The sequence below is a fragment of the Dendronalium sp. ChiSLP03b genome (assembly GCF_034531165.2).
GTDB lineage: Bacteria > Cyanobacteriota > Cyanobacteriia > Cyanobacteriales > Nostocaceae > Dendronalium > Dendronalium minutum.
Window position 1 is genome coordinate 1 of record NZ_JAVRBR020000145.1, and the last position, 25548, is coordinate 25548.

7 protein-coding genes and 1 pseudogene are annotated in these 25548 nt (G+C 41.5%); 1 reads left to right on the plus strand and 7 read right to left on the minus strand.

Features of this window, described 5'->3' with window-relative positions; genetic code table 11:
* Nucleotides 1-262 precede the first annotated feature (262 nt).
* A pseudogene (locus RMY31_RS33200) lies at nucleotides 263-367 on the plus strand (IS630 family transposase); the annotation flags it as partial.
* Between the two features lie 156 nt (nucleotides 368-523).
* Here RMY31_RS33200 and RMY31_RS33205 read toward each other — a convergent pair.
* The 7 genes from RMY31_RS33205 to RMY31_RS33235 all read right to left on the minus strand — a co-directional run bounded on the left by RMY31_RS33205 (nucleotide 524) and on the right by RMY31_RS33235 (nucleotide 25536).
* Nucleotides 524-1483: a GNAT family N-acetyltransferase gene (locus RMY31_RS33205; protein ID WP_322661362.1), complete on the minus strand. Its 960-nt coding sequence runs from the start codon at nucleotides 1481-1483 to the stop codon at nucleotides 524-526.
* 172 nt (nucleotides 1484-1655) lie between these two features.
* Complete coding sequence (locus RMY31_RS33210) at nucleotides 1656-3068, minus strand: aspartate aminotransferase family protein (protein ID WP_322661360.1); 1413 nt, start codon at nucleotides 3066-3068, stop codon at nucleotides 1656-1658.
* A gap of 108 nt (nucleotides 3069-3176) precedes the next feature.
* Nucleotides 3177-7562 carry an amino acid adenylation domain-containing protein gene (locus RMY31_RS33215; RefSeq protein ID WP_322661358.1) on the minus strand — a complete coding sequence of 1462 codons (4386 nt, stop codon included), beginning with the start codon at nucleotides 7560-7562 and terminating at the stop codon, nucleotides 3177-3179.
* Between the two features lie 26 nt (nucleotides 7563-7588).
* A complete protein-coding gene (locus RMY31_RS33220) occupies nucleotides 7589-10102 on the minus strand; it encodes a condensation domain-containing protein (protein WP_409879183.1) in 2514 nt (837 codons plus the stop codon).
* A gap of 1 nt (nucleotide 10103) precedes the next feature.
* The gene (locus RMY31_RS33225; protein ID WP_322661356.1) at nucleotides 10104-16010 is read right to left on the minus strand and encodes a polyketide synthase; all 5907 of its coding nucleotides are present in this window, start codon (nucleotides 16008-16010) and stop codon (nucleotides 10104-10106) included.
* 75 nt (nucleotides 16011-16085) lie between these two features.
* Complete coding sequence (locus RMY31_RS33230) at nucleotides 16086-19352, minus strand: amino acid adenylation domain-containing protein (RefSeq protein WP_322661354.1); 3267 nt, start codon at nucleotides 19350-19352, stop codon at nucleotides 16086-16088.
* Nucleotides 19353-19446: 94 nt separating this feature from the next.
* Complete coding sequence (locus RMY31_RS33235; RefSeq protein WP_322661353.1) at nucleotides 19447-25536, minus strand: SDR family NAD(P)-dependent oxidoreductase; 6090 nt, start codon at nucleotides 25534-25536, stop codon at nucleotides 19447-19449.
* Nucleotides 25537-25548: the final 12 nt, after the last annotated feature.

Genomic DNA, 25548 nt, shown 5'->3' on the forward strand with positions numbered 1-25548 from the left:
GTACCATTGGGTTTCAAATGCTTTACAGAAATCATCTACATGGCAAAACAAAGCATCTAAACTGAACATAGGGCAGGTTGCTGGATTTAACGCTATTTTCAGCTTACTACCTGTCTCTTTCCTTATCCCGAACTCAGGTTATTTACTGTTTCTGCTACAGTAATCCTAAAATTAATTGTGAGGAAATACGGGAATAATGAATAGGTGCAATTAAAACTAAATACAGAGTGTATCAATGTGGATACTATCGCTATGAGAGTTCATTGAAAACAGCCAAGACAAGCGTGAATTTTGATGGGCAATTGCAGCCAAAAAGCTTCTTGAAGGATATACTCATGTTGCCATTCAATTAATATTGGGTGTTTCATAGAGAGCATCCCAATTTTGCAAAAATTCTGGAGAAGTGAAAAGATAGGGTTGCAATTGAAGTAGCTTGTTGGATATACAGGCTGCTTGCAAAGTTTTGCGCTGGAATTGTGGTGTGGTCTAAGTTTGAGCAAATATGAAGTTCCAAGTGAATAGACTAAATATCTTTAATGTAGGAAATCATAGTGTAGAGCTTATGAAAGCCAACAGATTCGTAAAGCTGCAAAGCACCATTGGGATTATTTAAATCGACTGACAGCTTTATTATATCCATGCCAGCAGCTTGTAACTGGCGCATTCCGGAAAGCAACATCGCACGTCCAAGACCTATGCGGCGAAAACCACGTCTTGTACCAAGTTTTAAGATCCAACCTTGGTTGCGTCCAGTATGGGTATTATTCTCTAGGTTGATTTTGCACTCGCAGAACGCTGCAAAAGTACCATCAGGAGCGATTGCTACCAGATCCAAATCAGGTCTGTATGTGTGGTTACTCCAATGGTTTTTGTAATGTTCGACTTCTAAATCACGGTGATTAGGATGGTCAATAAACGACTGGTTGTACATCTCTACCCAAGCTTTGGCATCCTGTCCAGTTTTTACTTGGCGGAGAGTGAAACTAGTTGGTAACTGCGGTTCTGGGATGGATTCTTTAAGTGTTCGCCTCATTGTTAGCACATAACGATCGGACTTGAAACCACTACTTTCTAACGGAGCAATAAAATTTGCATTTTGATCATGAGCAGACGCACACAGTGTAGCATTCAAGCCCCGCTCCTGCTTAACCTCGCGCATGCGCTCCTTACCCCAGGTGATGATATGTCTTTCCAGATTCTCATTGCGGGCTCTAGGAGCAACATGGCACGATAAGAAGCCATTAATGACCTTACCTGATGTGGGAATCCATAAATGACCGATGCCAATTAGCTTGCCGTTGGCGTCTTCCCACAGACGGATATCACGCATTTTATCCAGGGATGGGTCATCAGATATTTGTCGCAGTTCGGAGACGGATACCCCTTGATCGAGTTGATCAACAGCTTCACATGCGTTCAGCAACTCAGAGATCGCTTGTAAATCAGTTTCGCCTTTATAAAGGCGGGTTGTTAGACTAATCATGGATTAAAGTCAGATATACAATTTAGAAAGTTTTTAAATTAAGTAAGCAAACAAAACTAAAGTACAATTTTTTAGATCAAAACTATCATCAGCTTAATAACGAATTTACGAATGCATAAAATTTTTATTACTGATGTTATATAAAGTTGTGAAAATTATCAATTTTCACATGTTAATGAGGTAAAAATCCTGCTTTCCTCACTTCCTCAACACTATCCTGAACAGCCCAAATTACACGTCTTATATCTTCATCTGTATGAGCTGTAGATAAAAAACCTCCCTGTCCTCGTAGCATAATTCCCCTATCAAGTAGGTGATAATATAACAAATCAAAAACTATAGAAGGTTGGGAATCTTCCGCAGCTTCATCACTTTTTGAAAAAGCAGATCCAAAAACTGAACCAAAATTCACCATTTGAATAGGTAATTCTTCTTTTTTAAAGTAAGTATTTAGTGTTTCAATAAACTGCAATGTCTTTTGATTCAACTTTTCTTGCAGAGTAACACCTTGAGTTTTTAAATGTTGAAGTACTGCTTTAGCAGCAGCTATAGCTAAAGGATGTTTACAAAAAGTACCTGCAAAAAAGGTAGTTTTTCCTTGAGGATAGGATGTATCACCATAATTCCACATTCCCCCGTCAATTCCATCCATGTAATTAGCTTTGCCAGCTATAATGCCAATCGGCATACCACCTCCGACTATCTTACCGTAGGTTGCAATGTCAGCTTCAACGCCAAACCACGCCTGTGCACCACCAGGATGAATTCGGAAACCAGTAACCATTTCATCAAAGATTAATATGATTCCTGATTCTTTGGTTAATTGCTTTAATTCTTGAAGCAATACTTGAGGTTGTAAGTCAAGTCGTCTGGTTTGTACGGGTTCAACTAAAACAGCAGCTAATTCTTGAGCATGGTGTTTTATCAACTCTAAAGATTGAGGATTGCCATAATTTAAAACTAAAACATCTTCAACAAAGTTTTGCAGTATTCCTGGAGCAATGGGTACTGTTTGTAGATTTCCATTTATCATTTTAACTTGAGCTAATGTGCCATCATAATGTCCGTGATAAGAGTCAGAAAATAAGGCGATTTTACTGCGTCCTGTTGCTGTCCTTGCCAAGCGAATCGCGGTCATTACAGCTTCTGTACCTGTATTACTAAAGGCTACCCGCTCCATTCCTGTAAATTCATAAATTAACTTGGCAACCTCACCAATAAATTCTGCTTGAGGGCCAATTTGTATACCTTGCTCTAGTTGTGCTATTAAAGCTTCTTTAATAAACTGTGGATTGTGACCAAACAAGTTTATGCCAAATCCCATGATGAAATCTATATATTCGTTACCATCAACATCCCATATTTTTGAGCCGAGAGAGGATTTAGCAACAATAGGATAGAATACTTCCTTGAGAGTAAGATTGAAGTTAACGAAGGACTTGTTATCAGCTAGAAACTGACGATAAGTTTGAGCAATCTGTTTTGATGTTTTAGTTCGCTGATTGTAGCGTTCAATCAATGTTTCTAAATACTGCTTTTGGCGTAAAATTAGGTTTTCTGCGGCTTGATTTTGGATAGTTCGCATTGTACTACCTTGAGGTAAGGATGGCTAGAATATTAAGCAAAAAACTGCTATGACTTAATAAGTGTTGGTGTACACAACTGCTTTTTTTCAAAAAAACATTTTATTCAGCTATTGTTTATCCAAAAAACCACTACGAATTAGGTATAAGAAGTAGGTACTCAATAATTTGCTATCGAGTGGCGGGCAGGTTATTGAAAATCCAGTGATAGTATTTTGGCAGTCGTACTGGTAGGTTGTTGAATCCTCAGTAGTTGTTTGCTCGGCAGATTTGCTTTCAGAAAAAATTGCTATCAACGGATACAGTGCATTATCAGTTGACATTAGAGTTGCATTGATAAGCTCCTCTTGCCACTCTTCATAGGGAATTTGCCGCAGTGGATAACCAAATGACTGAATACATTTGACAAACTCACTCCAATGGAGAGGCTGAGGATTGAGAATGTGAAAAACTTTCCCTAAAGAAGATTTTTGTTGCGATAAATGAACGATCGCTTTACTCATATAATCTACAGGGATTAAGTTTACCATTGTGTCATGATTAGGGACGCTTCCAAGTTGGATACAGCCTCGAATCATTCTGAAAGTGTGGTCGTTAACATTGCAAACACCTGTTTGGCTATGTCCTGAAATACGCCCCGGTCTGTAAATAGATACAGGAACTCCCCGCTCACGAGCAATTGTGACTAACTTTTCTGATACCCATTTACTTTGTGTGTAGCCGTTAGCGATCGCTTTCCAATGCTCTGGGTTATCCTGTTCCCGTATATGCAATCCAGAACTTACAGCAGCAGCTACACCAATCGTAGAAATGAAATGCACTGGCTTGACTTTTATTTGAGTAGCTAATCTCAACACTTCTTGAGTTCCTAAAACATTTGCAGCTTTGAGTGCAGAGTAAGGATAAGTAAAATTAACTAGCGCACCATTATGATAGATAAGATCGATTTGACTGGCTAGCAAACGAAACTCCTCATCTGACAATCCCAAAAGTGGTTGAGATAAATCTCCAACAACTGGGACAATCCTTTTAGCGAAACTGTCATTCCAAAGTAAATAAGTTTCCAAGCTGTCTTGCAGGCGCTGTTTGGCATCTGCTGCTGTTTGGGCACGTACCAAACAGTAAATATCCGAGTCAGGCGTTTGTTGCAGCAGTTCGGAGAGTAAAAAGGCTCCTAAAAAACCAGTTGCACCAGTCAATAAGATAGAGCGTGGTTCACTTTGATGTTCTATAGGTACAGTTGGAGGATGAATTGCCGGATCTAAGACGGCTTCTGCGTTGAGCTTAACACTCGTAGCGTGAACACTTAAATCTACTTTTTGTTTCTTCTCGATTGTCTTAGCTAAATTGGCTATGGTAGGGGTATCAAAGAAATTACGCAAAGGCAACTCCACCTGAAAAGCTTTTCGCACCTTTGCAAGCAATTGGGTGACTAGCAGCGAGTGTCCCCCCAAGTCAAAGAAGCTATCGTGGATACCCACCTGTTCCAAATCTAAAATTGTTGTCCAAATTTCAGCTAGCTGTTTTTCTATTAGGGTGCGTGGTGCCACATAAAGCTGTTCTAACTCAGGACGAGTGTGTTCAGGTGCGGGTAGTGCTTGGCGATTAACCTTGCCATTAGCTGTCAATGGTAGCGCTTTCAAGAACACGAAAACTGAAGGAATCATGTACTCAGGTAGTTTCTGCAAACAAAAGCTGCGTAGTTCACTTATAAGTGTTGAGTGAAGATTTTGTCTGAGGACTTGGAACTTAGAAGTGAGAACTATATATGCTACTAAGCTCTTGCCATCGAGAGCCTCTTCTGTTGCTAAGACTACAACTTCTTGGACTGCTGAATGTTGCTGTAGTGTTACCTCAATTTCTCCCAATTCGATACGGAAGCCGCGAATTTTTACCTGGTCGTCAACTCGTCCAATAAATTCTAGGTTTTTATCGTCTAAGTAGCGCACCTTATCCCCAGTTTTGTACAGCCGTGCCCCATGTTTCTGACTAAAAGGATTTGTTATGAACTTTTCTGCTGTTAATTCAGGACGATTTAGATACCCCCGCGTTAAGCCTGCACCGCCAATGTAAAGTTCACCAGGTATGCCAATGGGTACTGGTCGCAACCGCTCATCTAGCACGTAGATTTGTGTATTGGCTAAAGGATGTCCTAGTGGAACTGTCGAGGATTTGAGATTTTGGATTTGAGATTTGGTAGAAAGCTCAACCAGATAAGTTAAAACACCTACAGTAGTTTCTGTTGGCCCGTAATGGTTAAGAATCTGACAATTTGGTTTTTGTCGTTGGATAGTCTCAATCAAATTCCAGCTTAACGCTTCACCACCAAGGATGAGGCATTGGCGCGGCAAAATAGACTTTTCTGGAGAAGATGCTAGAAGAGCGGTAAGGTGAGAGGGAACAATCTTGAGACAGTCGATAGGATGGCGTTGAAAGTACTCCGCAAGTGCTTCTGGGTCAGATGCGCGCTCCTGAGATATTATATGAAGGCATCCTCCTGTAGATAAGGCAGGAAAAATCGCCGTGTTACCTAAGTCTGCTGCAAAGGTAGAAACAGTAGCGAAATTGACACCATTCTGCAGATTTAATTTCTGTAAGATGCCGTGCAAGTAATTGACGAGTTGCCAATGCTCAACGGCAACACCTTTGGGTTGACCTGTAGAGCCAGAGGTAAAAATCACGTAGATTAAGTTTTCACTTGTTACCTCGCTAGTCGGATTGGTATCGCTCTTTTGCACATTCGCTTGCCAATCTGTGTCTAAGCACAATACCTGCACACTTGTATTAGGCAGCGTTTCTATCAGCGAGTGTTGTGTCAACAGTATTGGTGCTTGGACATCTTGCAATCGAAAGGCTAAAGCATCTTTTGGTAGCGCTGGATCTAATGGTACGTATGCTCCACCTGCTTTGAGAATACCAAGCATAGCGATGATTGTATTTAGCGATCGCTCTACACATATCCCCACTAACACTTCTGGCCCCACACCAAGAGCCTGTAAGTAATGAGCTAATTTATTTGCACGAGTATTTAGCTGGCGGTAGGTCAGTTGCTGGTCTTCAAAGACAACAGCAATGTTGTTGGGTGTTTGCTCTACTTGTTCCTCAAATAGCTGGTGAATGCATTTGTCTTGTGGGTAGTCGGTCTGCGTGTTGTTAACTTCAACTAACAGTTGTTGTCGTTGGCGATCGCTGAGAATCTCTAACTCGCTGACTGTAGCTTCTGCGTTGTTAGCGGCACTTTCTACCAAAGTCTGAAACTGTTCTGCCAAGTATTCAATATCTTCTACTGAGAATAAGTTGGCATCGTAGTGAAATTCTGCTCTGAGAGAGTCTTCTGTTCGCACGCAGGAGAGTTTTACTTTAAATCGGTCAAAACAGATATACTGCTTGTACGGGGAAAATAAAACTCCACCAGCGCAAAATTTTGCAGGCCATTCCTCAAATTCAAAACTTATGGGGAAGTTGACAACATTGACAGCCGTTTCTGTACTTTCTTCCCAAATGAAGTATTCTTGCCATTTGTGATTATTGCGTAAAGCTTCGCTATTGTGCGACAAAATTTCACTGAATTTAAAATCATCCTGAAAAGTACAGTTAGTGGGTAGCCACTTGGCGAACAGCCCCATCGCTGTATGCAGTTCTTCATACTTCCTGCCACTATAGACAGTGCTGATGATAATATCCGATCTTCTTAATATCCGATAAAATAGTGTCTGCCAACAGGCAAGGAGAAATTCAGCAATTGTAGTGTTATGTAGAGGTGCGATCGCTTCTAACTTTGCTACTAAATCTGAATCTATTATTAAAGTGTGAACATCAGGAGAAAATTTTGTTTGTTCGTTGAACTTGCTTTCAAAAGGAAGGTTCAGAGCTGGAATTGACCAGAAGTTTTGCTGATGCCAGTATGCTCTTCCAGTTTCTGCATCCTCTTCTTCTAAAAGTTCGTTCTGCCATTCAGAAAATTGGATGTATTGTACTGGTTCATTAGATAATTCTTCACCTTTTAAGTATACGGCATAGCCATCACTAATTTCTTGAACCAGATTTTTGAGCGACCAACTATCCGTACATAACGATGGCAAAGTAATAAGTAAAATATACTGGGTTTCTGACAAAGTCAGTAGGGATAAACGCAAGAGTGAACCTTGCTCAAAATTGTAACTAAATTGCTTTTCTGCTTGAAATGCTTGCTCGATTCTGGCTGACTGTTCTTCAATAGATAAATCGCTCAGATCAATATTATTACATAAAATTGTGCTACTTTTAACTATTACTTGAATAGGAATTTTTACTCCCGGTCTTTTAATAAAATTTGTGCGAAGAATTTCATGGCTATTAACGACTTTATGGAAAGCTTCTTTTAAAACTTTTGTATCAAGTTTACCCTCAATACAAATGGCATATTGGGCGCGATAAGCAAAACTATCTTTTTGTAATAAGCAGAGATGCTTTTGCTGTGGTGAAAGCTGAAACCCTTCAATAGCGTAATTTTGCATAGATTGTTCAAATTATTGAAATATCTTTAAATGTCTTGACTACGAATCATTTCACCCATCGCTACGACAATTTTGCGTGAACCCTCATAGGGATTGCGTCCATGTGCGGTCAACATATTGTCTAGCATTAATACGTCCCCTTTCTGCCAAGGGAAACTGATTGTGGCTTGCTGATATACTGTCCCGATTTCTTCCATAACCGAGTCTTCAATAGCAGAGCCATCACCATAATAGACATTACGCGGCAGTCTTTCCTCACCAAACATTGACAACAAAGATTCACGGACACTTGACTCCAAACATGATATGTGGTGCAATTGCACTTGATTAAAAAACACTAATTCCCCCGTTTTCGGATGCTTAGAAACTGCTGGTCGAACTTTGCGAGTTACCAAATCATTGCCTGAGAGCCACTCAAAATCTATTCCAGCTTGACGGCAATAATCTTCAACAACTGTTTTGTCAGTAGTGTGAAAAAAATCTTGCCAACTTACATCTAGACCTTCAGTGTAATTGCGGAGGTACATTAATTGCTTTTGCTCAAATCTTGCTCGCAGTTTTGGGTCGAGTAGTTGGTAAACTCTTCGACAGTCCACAATTGGTGTTTCACCGCCAAACTTAGCTGGTTGTATGCAGAAAAACCAGATTTTTAAGGGCCAGCAGTGCATATGGGAACTTTCGTTATGAAATAGAATAGCTTGGTCGGGTGGATAAGGGGTGGAACCATAAACTTTATCGCCGATCCCAACTCTAGGCAAATCCCCATACTCACCAAACAAACTGGGACAAATAGCTTGAGCCAGATTTTCAAATGCTGACACGGAATCTAAATTGAAGCCTCTCAAGAGGATAGCACCATGCTTAAGCAACTTAGTTTCTATGAATTCCCGATTGCTTTGAACCCAATCTATTAAATCGAAATCGTTGAGTTCGGGTTTGAGTACTAAAGGGAGCGTTTCTCCAGGATGCAAATAATCTATCTTGATTAATTGTCCTTGTGGTAACTTCACCGCTTTGGGTTTGAAGTTTTTGAAATTTTTGAAGCTCTTTTCCTGTTTGACTTCTGTCTCTATTTGTTGCTTCTTTTCAGCTTTAGTAAGCATTTCTAAATTGTTAATCCGAGTATCAGGCTGTGCCACAATACTGTTTAGTAGTGCTTCAAAATGCCCGGACATACGTGTGATGGTGGTGGCATCAAAAAGGTCAGCATTGTAGCGCCAGTTTCCCTTGATTCCCTGCTCTGTTTCTGTCAAAAATAGCGATAAATCAAACCTTGCCGTATTGTTTCCCCAAACAAAGTCGCTAAGGGTCAGTCCTGGCAATTCTAGGCTAAGTTTCTCAGTATTTTGGAGGACAAATAACACCTGAAATAGCGGTGTGTGGCTGGAATTGCGTGCAGGTGCGAGAACCTCTACTAATTTCTCGAAGGGCAAGTCCTGATGCTCGTAGGCTTCTAACGTTATCTTCCGCACTTGTTTAAGCAACTCTCTAAAAGTTGGATTACCTCCAAGGTAAGTGCGTAAGACTAGCAGATTGACAAAAAAACCAATTAGTAACTCTGTTTCAGGCTGGTTACGGTTAGCAACATCAGTACCAACAACTATATCATCCTGGTTTGTGTAGCGCTGTAGCAGGATTTGAAAGGCTGCCAGTAAAGTCATGAACAGAGTCACATCTTCCTGGCGCGAGAGCAATTGGATATTTTTGGAAAGATTTGCAGGAATGACGAAGGAATTAGTTGCCCCTCGGTTGGTTGTAACTGCCTCTCGTGGACGAACTGTTGGTAACTTTAGCACAGGGAGGTTAGTACTTAGTTGTCGCTTCCAGTAGGTTAGTTTTTGTTCTAGCACTTCTCCTTGCAGCCAATGTTTTTGCCAGACAGAAAAGTCTGCGTACTGGATAGGAAGTTGTGGGAGTGGAGAGGGTTTTCCAGCACAAAAGGCTTCGTACAGTGCTGCCAATTCACGTACAAAAACACCCATTGACCAGCCATCTGAAACAATGTGGTGTGTTGTTATTAATACTACGTTCTCTTTCTCGCCAAGGTGCAACAGAGACACTCGCAGTAACGGTTTCCGTGCCAGATCGAAGGGTAATTGTGCTTCTTGTTGAGCTAACCGTTGAACAAGAGCTTCCTGCTCAACTTCTGGTAAATCGCGCAAGTCTACTATTGGTAATTTTACACTTACAGTTGGGGCGATCGCCTGAACGGGGTATCCATCTACTGTGGGGAAAGTGGTACGAAAAACTTCGTGACGACGCACGATTTCAACAAAGCTCTGTTCCAGTGCGGCGACATTGAGTTCCCCAACAAAGCGTAAGGCAGCTGGCTCGTTGTATGTGAAGCTTCCAGGATATAGTTGCTCTAATAACCACAATCGTTGCTGGGAAAAAGACAGGGGAAAACAGTTGGACTCTCGACTTTGAAACTTTATTTGTTCTTTTGAGAAAATGTCCCCCTTGCTTTTGTTAAGCCTTTGCAGAAAAAGCTCGCGTTTCTTAGGGGAAAGATTGGCGATCCGTTGCGAAAGGTCACTCATTTTAATCTCCTGCTTCAACCAATTGCTCTTTTGAGACAAGTATTGTCTGTGCTTCATCCTCTGAAAGGTTCTCTATTTCTGCTAGCATTTGAGCCTGCTGTTCTCGATCTGTCTGCTCGGCTAGTATTCGTGCAATAACCTCAGCTAGATCGGCCACAGTAGGTTTGTCAAAGAAGGCTTTGTAAGGTAGTTCGATCTTGAAGGTTTTGCGTAGCCGAGAAAGCACAATAGTCGCAAGTAAAGAGTCTCCTCCTAACTCAAAAAAGTTATCGTCAATACTTACCTGTTCAATCCCAAAGGTTTCTTGCCAGATGTCAGCGAGAGTAAGCTCGATTTCGTTACGTGGAGGAATATATGCATTACCTAAGTTAGGGCGCTTGTGAGTTGGTTTAACTCGACCAACTTTACTAAATTCCTCTGACAAAGAATTGATGGTATCTTTCAGATTAATCAAGTTCCGATTAATCAAGTTGTTCAAATCGCTATTTGAAACAACAACTTGAGGCACTGTGCTACTAGACAAAATACGCCTAAACGCTTCCATACCCTCTTCAGGCGTTAATGCTGCTTCTTCAAGTGTTAATCCTGACGCACCCTCTATATTTGTTTTAGCTATCCATTCTGAAGTCTTCCATCTATTCCAGTTCATAGCTCTAATGAACTTACCATGTTTAAGGTTACTGTAGCGAGCGAATGCGTCAATAAAAGCACACCTAGCAGTGTATTCTACTTGTCCGATTCCACCTGTGATTGAAGCTTGTGATGAAGTCAGTACAAAGAAATCCAAATCGGTGTCTTTGAAGAGATCGTGGAGTATTGACGTTCCTATGACTTTAGGTGTAAAAACAATTCCTTTTAAAAGCGTATTTTGTGCAATTAATTCTTGTTTATTTTCTGATGCATTATGGATTACTCCATGAATTGAACCAAATCGATTTTTTGCCTGAGCGATCGCTGCTTTCATGTGTTCTAAATTAATCACATCAGCGTTAATTACTAGAACCTCTGCACCCAAAGTCTCTAATTCTTGTAATTTCCGAATTTTATGGCTGACGCTATCTTGTTCATCATGAGTTGACAACCACTCTGACCACTCGTCTTTTTCGGGAAAAGCCGAACGTCCTATTAGTAATAGTTTGGCGCGTACAGTCTTTGCCAAATATTCTGCATTCAATAGACCAACGCCTCCCAATCCACCTGTAATCAGATAAACTCCCTCTTCCCTGAAGCGTGGTTTTCCTTCGACGGATTCATCCAATCGGACGGGTTCAAAGGTTTGCACCCAGCGATGATGTCCACGGTAAGCTACAACCCGGTCAGACGTTTGAGTATGTAGCTCGTCCAGCAACCGATCTATAAGTTTATCCTCTTGCCAACTTTCTGAAACGGGAATCACAACATCAATGCTACGACAGATTATGTTCGGGTATTCTTGGGAAATGACCTTACAAGGCCCAAGCACCATCGCCTTTTCAGGACACAGCATCTCTTCACCTGTTACGTCCTGCATATTATCTGAGACAATTACAATTTCAAGCGAATGTGTCTGGTGATTTTCACCGAGTGCTTGTGCCAGAAACACCAGGCTGTAAAAGCCTAAGTATTGAGACTTTTCAAGGGACTCAATTGATAATTCTGCATGATGGTTTGATGTAACACTCCATAGATGAACAATCGTTTTTGGGATCTTGTTCAGTGAAAGAAGTTCTTTGAAGAGTGCGTCGTAATCATCCGGCTGTCGAGGGTTAATGGTATATACCTGTTGCGGTGAATTGTTCTCCCTAGCAAATCGCTCTCCAACCTTGACTATAATCACATCGTGATCAGCAAGTTCGAGTTGTTGCACCATTTTCTCACCTAAGCCGCACTCATCAGCAAACACTAACCAGCATCTTTGCTGAGTTGTTTGCACTTTTGAGTTAAAAGGCTGTGGTGCCATTGAGCGTTTCCATGATGGAATGTAGAACCAATCGGCAATGTCGGGCTTTTTATCTAATGATACTTGACGCGTCTTGCTAGGATCTTTTTGCTCCAAGGTTGTGGTAAATGCTGAAGCTGATTGTAGTGCTGTTGACGAAGCTGCTTGAGCCAGCAAAATATGCTGCCCCAAAGCTTCAGTTTCAGGGAAAGCTGCTACCTCAACAAATCCATGAGTACGAAGTGCTTCACACCATTGCTGCTTTGATAAAAATGGATTACCTCGGCTGCGTTCATCATCCTCCAGGGGATTCATCAGCAAACCCCAGCTAATATCGAAAGCTGGTTCGGGTTGAGTTGACTCCCAGATTAGGAGCAAGCCTTCGGGAGCCAGTAGAGAGCGAATATGCTGGAGAGTTTTTCCTATGCTCTGGGTTACATGCAGCACATTGTAAGCTATGACTACATCAAAGTTATGGCTCTTGTACCCCTGCTCTTGAGGTGGCTGCTCAATATCTAGCAAGCGATATTCAATAAACGGATAGGCATTAAACTTTTGTTGGGCTTCATCCAAGAACAAAACACCTACGTCAGTGAAAGTGTAATTGGTTTGCTCGGACGGCAACACAGGTAACAATTCTGCAGTAGCGAGTCCCTGTCCAGCCCCAATTTCTAAAATTTTTAGGTTCACTTCTGATGACACTAACCTCACTACCTGTTGCAGAATAGTCTGCATGATTTCCTTGTAGTACTTATCCAAACTAAATTTTGGATTTGAATTTTCTGATTCCTTGTTTCTCAGAGCAACAAACAACTCCAATGGTTGTTTTTTACCAATCATTACATCTGCCAGATTTTCACCACAGATTTGGAGTTGATCTATGACCTGGGGTGTGTCTGCCCATCTGACTCTAACTTCTTGTGCAAGAACATTTATAGAGTCTGTTGAACATGGAAGCAGGTTTGTAAAGATCTCTTTATCTTGCTGTAAGTGACCTTGCTCTAACAGTACATCTAACCAGCGATATAACAATTGTCGGTACTGAGGAATAATCTGGCATTGCTCAAATAATTCCTCAATAGAATACTTTTGGTCTGGATTTTTAAAAGCTCCTAAACGCCTGAGCGTCAGATTTATGTAACCAGCACATAAACGATCCAACCACTGTTTGTTCGCTAGATAAGTTTGACGATCAAATCCCTTAATTCCGTCAGTTTCTTGTATGAGAGCAGTTTCTACTAGAGATTTCCAAAGCTCTGATGCTTTTAACTTTGGCTTGAACTGTCTTTCGGAAGGTGCTAGCTTTTGTGGTTCAATCCAGTACTTTTGTCGCTCAAAAGGATAAGTAGGTAAAGGCAGACGATGACGCCGTTCATGAGTATAGAATCCTGACCAATCAATATCTACACCAAAAAGCCACAACCGACTTAAAGTCTGCAACAACCAAGCAACATCCGATTCTTGTTCTTTAACATGGCGTAACGAAGTCAGTATCAGTTGTTTGGCACTTCTATCTAAATGCTGTTTTATTAGTGTGCTTAAAGTTTGTCCTGGCCCAACTTCCAGAAAAACGCCTTCAAACTGCTCTAACAGTTGCGATATTCCATCTGAAAATCTCACAGTTTGGCGCAAATGTTGACACCAATAATCAGGATCTGTAGTTTGTTCTTGAGTAATCCAACTACCAGTTACATTGGAAATAAAGCGAATGCGTGGTGAATTCAATTTCACCTTTTTCACCAACTGCACAAACTCTTCCAATATTGGTGACATCATCTGTGAATGGAACGCATGAGATGTATGCAACAGCCGACATTCAATTTCTTGAGAGGACAATCGCTCCTGGAAGGCTGCGATCGCCTCACAGTTACCAGAAACCACACAGGAAGATGGGCTATTAATGGCCGCTATTTGCACAGATGTCTCATCAACCAACAGCGATCGTACATTTTCTGCTGGCAATGGAATTGCTAACATACTACCTGTAGGCAATTGCTGCATTAATCGTCCCCTAATGGCGACCACAGCTAAAGCATCTTCTAGGGAAAATACACCAGCAATGGTTGCAGCCACATATTCCCCGATGCTGTGACCAATCATTGCCTCTGGATGTACTCCCCATTCCATCCATAATTGAGCAAGGGCGTATTCAATGACAAACAATGCTGGTTGGGTGATGGCGGTTTGTTGCAGTTGTTGGCTAGCTGTTTTCGGGTCTTGAGAGAAGAGTATCTGGCGGATGTCAAAATTCAGGTGGGGTTCGAGAATCTGAGCGCAAGTATCTACATGTTGACGAAATGTCGGTTCAACTTCGTACAGTTCCCATGCCATATTCACATATTGCGCCCCTTGTCCAGAAAACATGAATACGACTGGACAATGTCTGGATTTGTGGTGGTGAGTTAAAACGCGTTGTGGATTTTGACTACTCAACACCTCCACAGCATCATTTAGGTCACGGCATACTACTAGACGACGATGTTCAAATGCTTGGCGACCGATTTGTAGGGTGTAGGCAACATCCGCTAGGTTAATTTGAGGATGTTGTTGGAGATGAGTTAGTAGGTTGGCTGTGGCTGTTTCTAAAGCCGTGCTAGTTTTGGCAGACAGTAGTAACAATTGATACTTTCTTCCCTGCTCCCCTGCTTTCCTGCTCCCCTGACCCAAACCAGGGGCTTGTTCTAAAATGACATGGGCGTTTGTGCCGCCAATTCCGAAGGAGCTGACTCCAGCGCGGCGTGGTGTGCCGTTGGTTTGCCACGGTGATAGTTTAGTGTTGATGTAAAAGGGGCTGTTAGCGAAGTCTATTTCTGGGTTGGGTTTTTCAAAGTGCAGGCTGGGGGGTATTTGTTGATTTTTCAGAGCAAGAACTGTTTTGATTAATCCTGTGACTCCTGCTGCTGTGTTCAAATGTCCGATGTTGGTTTTTACTGATGCGATCGCACAAAAGTTTTTTTTGTTTGTGCTAGTACGAAAAGCCTGTGTCAGAGCCTTGATTTCAATGGGATCGCCTAACGCCGTTCCAGTACCATGTGTTTCTACATATGCGATCGTCTCAGGTTCGACTCCTGCTAAGGCAAGGGCTTCTAAAATGACTTCCCTTTGACCATCAATACTGGGAGCTGTATATCCAACCTTTAAAGAACCATCGTTATTGACAGCTGAACCTTTGATTACCGCATAAATCAAGTCACCATCAGCAATGGCATCCTCTAATCTTTTCAAAACTACTACACCCAAACCATTGCTACCAACAGTTCCTTTAGCTTTGGCATCAAAAGCTCGGCAGTGTCCGTCAGGAGAATGAATTCCCCCTTCTTGATATTGATAAGCAAATTTTTGTGGTAATAGTATGGAAACGCCACCAGCCAAAGCCATATCACTTTCACCATTGAGTAAACTTTGGCAGGCTAAATGGACAGCAACCAATGATGTGGAACAGGCAGTCTGAACATTGATGCTTGGCCCTTTCAAGTTTAATTTGTAAGAAACTTGTGTAGGCAGAAAATCCTTATCGTTTGCAATCAAAAGTTGGAAATTGTCTACTGATTCCATCAATTTCCGGTTGGGATATAAGTTAGAAAGCAGATAGTTACTTGCAGCGACACCAGCGAAAAGACCAATTTGACCATCATAAATTTGAGGATTATAGCCAGCGTTTTCTAAAGCTTCCCAAACACATTCTAAGAAAAGACGGTGTTGTGGATCTGTAATTTCGGCTTCTTTAGGTAGAAAGCCAAAAAATGAAGCATCAAATAACTCTATATCTTCTAGTACACCACCTGCTTTGACGTAACTAGTTTGATTTAGCAATACTGGATCTATCCCTGTTGATACTAATTCTTCATCAGTGAAAAAAGAAATAGACTCTACACCATCTCGAATATTTTGCCAAAAAATATCAACGTTTTTAGCTCCGGGAAAACGCCCTGCCATCCCGATTACAGCTATTTGATTTTGCTCATTTAAGTTGTGATGATTATTTAACATATTTATCAAAAAACCTTTTTGAATTGAACTTTTTGCAGCAATTTTAACTGTTAATTAAATCTATGTTTTTGTTTATTATTGTGTTGAAACACCCTTATACTTTTTTGCAGAGCGATGTTCTTTCCTAGCTTGTTTGCGTTGCTTTACTGAAGCGATTCTGCTTTCAGGGCGTTGAGAATGTTGTGTAAATGGTTGTTCGCTTGACTCTTGAATCAGATATTTAGCTAAATGGTTAATGGTAGGATACTGAAACATTTCAATCATAGAAAAGTCTCGCTGAAATGTTTTTTGCAATTTGCTATGAACTTGAACTAAAAGCAATGAATGACCGCCGAGTTCAAAGAAGTTATCATGAATTCCTATGTCTTCAACTTGAAGCACTCTTTGCCAAATATCAGCAATAGTTTGTTCTACTTCAGTTTGGGGTGGTTGATAAATTGCTTGCAATTGGGGACGTACTGTATCAGGCGCTCTTAATGCTTTGCGATCGACCTTACCATTAGGTGTTAGTGGTAGTGCTTCTAACATCATAAAAGCTGTTGGCAGCATATAGTTTGGTAACTTCGGCTCTAAAAAGCCCCAGAGTTCAGTAATCGTCAGTGTTTGTTCTGCGTGCGGAACTACATAAGCTACTAAACTTTGAGCATCTGCTGTCGCAACTACTTCACGCACTGCTGGATGTTGACTAATAGATGCTTCTATTTCTCCAAGTTCGATGCGGAAACCACGAATCTTCACCTGATAATCAATACGTCCCAGGTATTCAATCTCTCCATTGGGTAAATAGCGTGTCAAATCGCCTGTTTTGTACAAACGTGTCCCAGGTTGTTCGCTAAAGGGATTGGGGATAAATTTCTCAACAGTCAGTTCTGGGCGATTCAAATAGCCTCGTGCTAGTCCTTCGCCACCTATATGCAATTCGCCTATTACACCTATAGGAACTAACTGATTATATTGATCTAGAATGTAAAGTTGCGTGTTAGCGATTGGGTGACTAATGGGTATGAGTTTGCTATCAGTTTCTATCTGAGATGCCGCTGACCAAATGGTGGTTTCGGTGGGGCCGTACATATTCCATAATGAGCAAGACCGTTGCCGTAATTGATTGGCTAGGTGTGCGGGTAAGGCTTCGCCACCACAGAGGATTTTTAATTGATGATTACCACCCCAACCTGCAATTAGAAGTAACTGCCATGTCGCTGGTGTGGCTTGCATGACTGTAGCTTTTGAATTAGCCAGTGTTACTGCTAACTGCATTCCATCCGAGGCTACTTCCCTACTGACAATTACTAAGCGACCACCTACTATAATTGGCAGGAAAAGCTCTAATACCGCAATATCAAAGGAATAGGTAGTGATTGCTAGTAAGGTATCCTCCTTGGTTAATCCTGGGCTTTGCTTCATTGCAAACAAAAAGTTGCTTAAAGCACTGTGAGGAATTTGTACGCCTTTTGGTTGGCCTGTGGAACCAGAAGTATAGATGATGTAAGCCAGGTTTTCAGTATTTAGCTTACAGAATAAATTTTCTTTGCTTTGTTGTGCGATCGCCTGCCACTCAGTATCCAAACAAGTGACTTGGGCTTTGTGTTGGGTCATTGCTTCCAAGAGCGAGGCTTGAGTCAGCAATAACGGCACTTGAGCGTCTTCTAGTATGAAAGCTAATCGTTCTTTGGGATATGCTGGATCGAAGGGTATATATGCGCCACCTGCTTTGAGGATGGCTAATAGTCCGATTATCATAGAGAGCGATCGCTCTACACAAATCCCCACCAATACCTCTGGTTTTACTCCCAAGGAACGCAAATAATGGGCTAATTTATTAGCTCTGTTGTTGAGTTCACAGTAGGTCAAGTGTTCATCTTCAAACACAACTGCTACAGCATCAGGTGTGCGTTCTACTTGCGCTTCAAACAATTCGTGGATGGATGTTTGTGGATACTCAGTTTGCGTGTTGTTCCATTGGGCAAGCTGTGCTTTCTCGGTGGTCGTTAACAGTGGTAATTCTGATAAACGCTGCTGTGGATTGGCAACAATGCCTGCCAGCAACGTCTCTAAATGACGCAACGTTCTACTAATAGTATCACTATCAAAGCGACGGATATCATATGAAATGGATAAATTCAAGAAATCTGATTTAGGCATTACCCCCACAGTCAAAGGATAGTTTGTCCAGTTAAAAAATGACTTAGATTCCCCTAACAACTGAGACTGAACAATTCCTATATTTTGAGCCAGCGTTTCTTGATTGTAATCTACTAATTCATTATCAAAAACTAAAATACTATCAAATAGTTGTAAACCACGGGGTATCTCACTCCATTGTTGAATTTTGAGCAACGGGCTATATTCATATTCACGCATCTCAACTTCTTGGGCTTGCAGATTTTGCAGCCAAGGTATGAGAAAAGCGTTACTATCCACTTGTACTCTTAGGGGCAGTGTGTTGATAAAGAGTCCAATCATAGACTCTGCATCTGCTAGCGCCGTCGGTCGCCCTGAAGATGTAGATCCAAAAACTATATCTGACTCTTGACTAGAACGACTTAAAAGTAAAGCCCAAGCTCCTTTAATTAAGATATTTAAGGTCAGATAATATTTTCGTGCCAAGGATTTTAAGGCAGTTGTTAAATTTGCTGAAAATAAGACTTCTTGCCTTTGATAATCTTCTTTTTGCTCAGAAAACTTAGCAGAAGTATTACCTATAATTATTGGTGTTGGTGATGTAAAACCTTTAAGTTTCTGCCGCCAAAAAGCCTCTGCTTTATCCAAGTCTTGTTGCTGTAACCAAGCAATATATTCTCTATATGGACGGGGACGCTCTAGATGTAAATCTTGTCCTTGACAAAAAGCATTATAAAACTCATAAAATTCCTTCCATAACCAGTTTACAGACCATCCTTCCATTAATATATGGTGAAAGCTGAAAACAAATTCATAAGTGTCATCAGTCACTTGAATTAATGTCAGGCGGATTAATGGAGCTTGAGAAAGTTCAAAGCCGCGATCGCCATCTGCTTTTAAGAAAGCTTTTAGTTGCTTTTGTTGCTCTGGAAAAGATAATTTCCGCCAGTCTTGAAATTCCCAAGGTAAGTTTACTTGCTGATGAACAACCTGATAAGGTTTATCAAGATTATCCCAATAAAAAGAGGTACGCAAAATTGGATGGCGATCTACAACTCGCTGCCAAGCTTTCTGAAAGGCTGAGACATTAATTTGAGTTTGCAAGCTGAAGCAAACCTGCTCGAAATATACCACCGAATCGGGTGCAGCCAGTTTATGAAAAAGCATACCCTGCTGCATGGGAGAAAGTTCATAGATATCTTCAATATTATTTTGTTTCATAGGGATTAGGGATTGGGGATTAGGGATTGGGGATTAGGGATTGGGGATTGGGGATTGGGGATTGGTAAACTATATTTTTCTTCCCCATTACCTATTACCCAGTCCCTAGTCCCCTACCTGATTGACCAATCTGAGCCAGCAAGTTACTCAAATTTTCTTGATTAATATTTGCTGCTGCAAAATCTGAAGGGGTGTACTCTACAGTTTCCAAAGACTGACAATAGGCGATAATCGACTTGAGGGATTTGATAAACTTATCTGATAATTTTTCTATTGTCTCTAGGCGATGGACATTCTTGCTGTAGTACCAATCCAGTTGCAATTGACCTTCAACAACTGAGACAATCAAATGTAACTTATGAGGACGAGTGGCTTGGAGGCTGTTAGTTGCTTCTGGGAATGATTCACTCAATTGGAACAAAGAATCTTGGGGCAGACTTTTAGCTAGTTGACCGACATAAAGGAACGCTACTTCTGCTGAGGGAAGCGATGTCTTGCGACAAGCCGCTACGCGTCTACGCATTTTGTCTTGAACTACTGCATCTTTATTGAGATAACGTAGCACTCCATAATCAATACCCTGACCAGAGATGCTACGCAGTTGCTCCTTAACAACTTTCAATGCATCACCTGGATTGTCAGCTTTCTCTAATTCTAAAAGTACGGGATAGGTAGTAGTAATCCAACCTACAGTTCTTGATATATCAACATTATCTATACCACTAGTACTGACTTCCCGGCCATTTTCTTCGAGGTCAACTAAAAGTAAATTCTCTCCTGTCCATTGGGCAAAAGCCTGGGCAAAAGCAGTGAGGAGAACTTCTTGGGTATTAATGCGAAAAGTTGCTGGAACTTCGTGTAGCAGGGCTTGAGTATCTTGGGCATTCAGTGTGACTGAAACAATTTGTTCTGATGCCACATTATTAATACTATCAGAATAATCTATTGGCAGTGGAGAAACTTGCTGATAGCGATTGCTTAACCAATAATTTTGGGCTTTTTGTAAATTGGCTGAACGTGCATATTCTTCTAAGCGCAAAGCCCATTGTTTGTAAGAAGTTGTTTTTGGTGGTAGTTCAACTGGTTTACCTTGACAGATTTGCTGATAGGCTGTTTGCAAATCCTCTATCAAGACTCGCCAAGAACCGGGATCTGTGCCTAAGTGGTGGACAACGATCAACAAGCGGTTGAATTTATTTGCACCCAAGTGAAACAGCGCCACCCGGATAATCGGTCCTGCTGATAGGTCGAGACTAGCTTGTAGTTGCGCCGTATTTGTCTTAATTGCCAGTTCTTGATCTGCTGCTGACAATGCCGATAAATCTATATGTGTAAAAGATATATCTTCATACCCAGCATTCTTTGCTTGCCAACCAGATTCCGAGGGAATGAATCGCAGACGCAGGGCATCATGATGTAATAGTAATTGCTGCCACGCTTGTTTCAACGCTGCTGGATCGATAGTTGCTGGGGCTGCTAAAAAAATCGACTGGTTCCAGTGGTGCGGTTCTGATATATTCCGTTCAAAGAACCTGTGCTGAATTGGTGTCAGAGGTAGCGAACCAGTTACTAAGCCTTGTTCAGCTTGGACTACTTGGGTTGTGTTTACCACCTCTGCTAATTTGGCAATTGTCTGATGTTCAAATAATTGCTGAGGAGTTAACCTAAAACCTGCCTTAGCAGCTCTAGCGCTGACTTGAATACCCAGTACAGAGTCGCCACCCAATTCAAAAAAGCTATCGTGAATACCTATTTGCCCAATACCAAGGAGTTTTTGCCAGATATTGGCGATCGCTTGCTCGACTTCACTTCTCGGAGCAACATAAGCATGATCTAAATTCGGTCTTAAATAAGTTGCAGCACCACTGGTTTTGGGTGTGACTTGCGAATTTTGCCGAAATTCCAGATTAATCCATCTGTTGATGCTAGTTTGCAAGTCTACAGTTGATGTCACAATCTGAGTCAACTGACTTGCACATAAGGCACGTTGAAAAACTTCTAGCCCTTCTTGTCCTGTCATCACAGAATCTGCACCTTTTAATATATCGGCTGATTCTACGGATTCCTGCGTAATCCAATCACCATAATTGATACTCAACCAAGGAACAAGACTTGTTTGATTTTGTTTGTGTACAAAAGCATCTGTGAATACATGGGCTGATGAATAAGCAGCCATACCCATTACACCTAAAACCGATGCTAACGATGAAATGACTACGCAGAAATCAAGCTGTTTTCCTTGTAATATTTTTTCTAAAACTAATAAACCATGTCCTGTCGAGTGTAATTGAGTTGCACACTCAGGTTTACTGATCTGTTGGACAGTGTTGTACACTCTCACAGTTGCAGCATGAATCACACCATGAATCTCACCAAAGCATTTTGATGCTTGAGTTATGACTGCTTGCATTTGTTCGAGGTTGCCAACATCGGCGCGGCAAAGCAAAACTTCTGCACCCAATGCTTCTAAAGCTTGTACTTTTTGAATTTTGCGGCTGATGTCATCGTTTTGCTCGTGAGTTGCTAACCATTGCAACCACTCTTGTTTTGCTGGCAAACCGGAACGCCCTGTGAGAATGAGCTTGACACCGGCTGTTTGAGCGAGATATTCTGCCAACACTAAACCAACATTGCCCAAACCACCAGTAATTAAATATACTCCATTCTCTCTGATGGGAATTGTTTCGCGATTTGGCTCCTCAAGTTGTATTGGTTCAAAAGTTTGCACCCAACGATGTTTACCACGGTAAGCAACGATGTTCTCAGATGTTGTTTGCGTAAGTTCTGTTACAAGTTGGTCTACGAGTCGATTTTCTTGAGGTGTCCCTGATTCGGGAATGACTACATCAATGCAACGACAAGTGATGTTGGGGTATTCTTGGGGAATCACCTTACAGATTCCCATAACAGTTGCCTTTTGGGGGCATAAATTTTCGTCGCCGTTGACTTCTTGGACATTGTTGGTAACTACCAAAATTTGGACATCGTTAACTTCTTGTTTGCCCAATGCCTGCGCTAAGAACAGTAAACTATAAAAACCATGATTTTGACATTCTTCAAAGAACTGATGGAGTGATTCTGCTTGTTGAGGGATGAGACTCCAAAAATGATAGATGGCATTTAATTGAAAATCCCGTAGTTCCTGAAGCAAGTTATTATAGTCACACTGCGCTTGGGGATTAATTGCGTAAGAGCGATCGCCTAACTTGGTAAACTGCTCTCCAACCCTCACATTAACTACATCATGCCCTGCTAATTCCAGTTGTTTCGCAACTTGCAATCCACGAACTTTAGTATCAATAAAAACTAAGCATTTTAACTTTTGTGCTGATGGTGCGACGTGAGGAGAGCGTTTCCAACAAGGAATATAAAACCAGTCAGCAATATTTGCTTTTTTGTGTAATGTTTGTTGAGCTATTTGAGTTAAGTTAGCTTCTGGATGGGCATCAATCCAGTAACGCTGACGTTCAAAAGGATAAGTTGGTAAGGGGATGCGCTGGCGTTGTTCATGGGCGTAAAAGCTAAACCAATCTATTTTTACTCCTGCCAACCACAAGCGACCCAATGTATTCATTAAAAAGGCGATATCGGACTGTTGCTCGTAGGAATGACGCAAACAAGGCAAAATTACAGACTTGGCTCTCGCCTCATTTTCTAGACATTGGGACGCAAAACTGCTCAATGCTTGACCAGGGCCAACTTCCAGTAAAATGGGATTGTCTTTTTGCCATAATTGTTGTATACCATCTGCAAAGCGTACAGCTTGACAGAGATGCTTTACCCAATAACTAGGATCTGTGGCTTGGTCTGCTGTAATCCAAGTTCCCGTAACGTTAGATAAATAGGGAATTTTTGGGGGATTGAGGCTAAATTTATTAACTAAATTGTGAAAAGTTGGTGCGATCGCCTCCATCATTACCGAATGAAAAGCATGGAAAGTCTGTAAACGCTTACCAACTAAACCGCGGGCGCTCAACTTTTGTTCTAATTCTGCAACCGCATCTGGGAAACCTGCAACCACACACAAAGAAGATCCGTTAATTGCAGACATGGAGATGCGATCGCTCAATAGAGGCTGAATTTCTGACTCGGAAAGCCCAACTGCCAGCATTGCCCCGCTTGGTAGCTCTTGAATCATTTGCGCTCTTTTTGCTACCAAAGTCAAAGCATCTTCAATAGATAAAACCTCCGCTAGAGTTGCCGCTACATATTCACCGATGCTGTAGCCAATCATGGCGTGAGGCCGAATTCCCCACGATATAAATAACTGAGCTAAAGCATATTCAATGACGAAAATAGCTGGTTGGCTGAGAACAGTTTGATTGAGTTTTTGCGCGGCAATATCTGCTGGTTCCGTTTCCCTACCTAACATTTTTCGCAAATCTAGTTTAAGAGAGACAGTATTTTGTTGATTTCCCTTGTCACTGTGGCGATGGGGATACAACACATCTCGCAAATCTAAACCAAGATGTGGTTTGAGGAATTCGCAGCATTGATCAACACAGACGCGGAACGTTGGCTGAGTTTGGTAAAGTTCCACAGCCATATCGATATAGTGAGTTCCCAGCCCCGAAAACATAAAAGCAACAGAACGTTCCTGAACTTTCTCTGTATTCGTGAAAACTCGCTTTGAATCTTGAAGTGCGTTGATCGCATCTGGAATATCTCGGCAGACAACTGCTCGCCGATAGTCGAAAGTTCTGCGCCCAACCTGCAATGTGTAAGCCACATCAGCCAGGTTTAAATCAGGATGTGCTTGCAAATAATCAGCCAGATTTGTTGTCGCCGTTGCCAACGCCGATTCTGTTTTGGCAGATAGCATCAACAATTGCCAAGGACGAGAGGAACTAGAAGCTTGGACAATTGGCGCTTCTTCGAGAATCACATGGACGTTGGTTCCCCCTAAACCAAATGAACTAACTCCTGCACGTCGAGGAGTGCCATTTGTTTCCCATTCAGAAAGTGTGGTATTGACATAGAAAGGACTATTGGCAAAGTCAATTTCAGGATTGGGTTGCTGGAAGTGTAAGCTTGGGGGTATTTGTTTGTGCTTGAGGGCTAGAACGGTTTTGATTAATCCCGTTACACCAGCCGCAGTGTCCAAATGTCCAATGTTGGTTTTGACCGATCCAATGGCGCAGAATCCTTTTTTTTGGGTACTTGAGCGAAAAGCTTGTGTTAAGGCAGCAATTTCAATGGGATCTCCTAAAGCTGTTCCCGTACCGTGAGTTTCAATGTAAGTGATAGTCTCCGGTTCGACTTCGGCTACTATTTGGGCTGTTCTAATCACTTTTGCTTGAGTATCAATGCGGGGTGCTGTGTAGCTGACTTTGAATGAACCATCATTATTGATTGCCGATCCTTTAATTACAGCATGAATGCGATCGCGGTCATTGAGAGCATCTTCTAATCGTTTCAACACGGCAATGCCCACCCCCTCGCCACCCACAGATCCCTTTGCCCCAGCATCAAAGGCACGGCAATGTCCGTCAGGAGACATTATTCCTCCTTCTGTGTAGATGTATCCGTCTTTTCTGGATGCATTTATCGCAACACCACCAGCTAAAGCGAGATCGCATTCACCATTAAGTAAACTTTGACAAGCTAAGTGAACAGCAACCAATGAAGTCGAGCAAGCAGTTTGCACTGCATAACTTGGCCCCTCTAAGTTGAGTTTGTAAGAAACACGAGTGGTTAAGAAATCTTTATTACCTGCAAGAACGAGTTGCTGAGGGTCGATAGAGTTGATGATATTTGGATTTAAATAAATATTCAGTAAGTAGGTATTCAGACCAGAGCCAGCATAAACACCAATTGCACCTTGATAATTTTGTGAATCATATCCAGCATTTTCCAAAGCTGACCAAGCACATTCTAGAAACACTCGGTGTTGTGGATCTGTAATTTCGGCTTCTCTGGGATTAAAGCCAAAAAACTCTGCGTCAAATAATTCTGCGTCTTCTAATATAGCTTGTGCTCTGACATAGTTCGGGTCATTTAATAAAGATGAACTTACACCTGCTGATAATAATTCTTCGTCTGTAAAGAAAGAAACTGATTCTACGCCATTTTGGAGATTATGCCAAAATTCATTAATATTTTTAGCTCCAGGAAAACGCCCTGATAAGCCAATAATTGCTATTTCTGAACCAGTGAGAGAATTTGTTACTGTGTTAATAGTCATAATTTTAAATAT

Coding starts and splice junctions, on each gene's coding strand:
- RMY31_RS33205 (WP_322661362.1), bottom strand. CDS start 1,483: ATGATTAGTCTAACAACCCGCCTTTATAAAGGCGAAACTGATTTACAA.
- RMY31_RS33235 (WP_322661353.1), bottom strand. CDS start 25,536: ATGACTATTAACACAGTAACAAATTCTCTCACTGGTTCAGAAATAGCA.
- RMY31_RS33225 (WP_322661356.1), bottom strand. CDS start 16,010: ATGTTAAATAATCATCACAACTTAAATGAGCAAAATCAAATAGCTGTA.
- RMY31_RS33220 (WP_409879183.1), bottom strand. CDS start 10,102: ATGAGTGACCTTTCGCAACGGATCGCCAATCTTTCCCCTAAGAAACGC.
- RMY31_RS33230 (WP_322661354.1), bottom strand. CDS start 19,352: ATGAAACAAAATAATATTGAAGATATCTATGAACTTTCTCCCATGCAG.
- RMY31_RS33210 (WP_322661360.1), bottom strand. CDS start 3,068: ATGCGAACTATCCAAAATCAAGCCGCAGAAAACCTAATTTTACGCCAA.
- RMY31_RS33215 (WP_322661358.1), bottom strand. CDS start 7,562: ATGCAAAATTACGCTATTGAAGGGTTTCAGCTTTCACCACAGCAAAAG.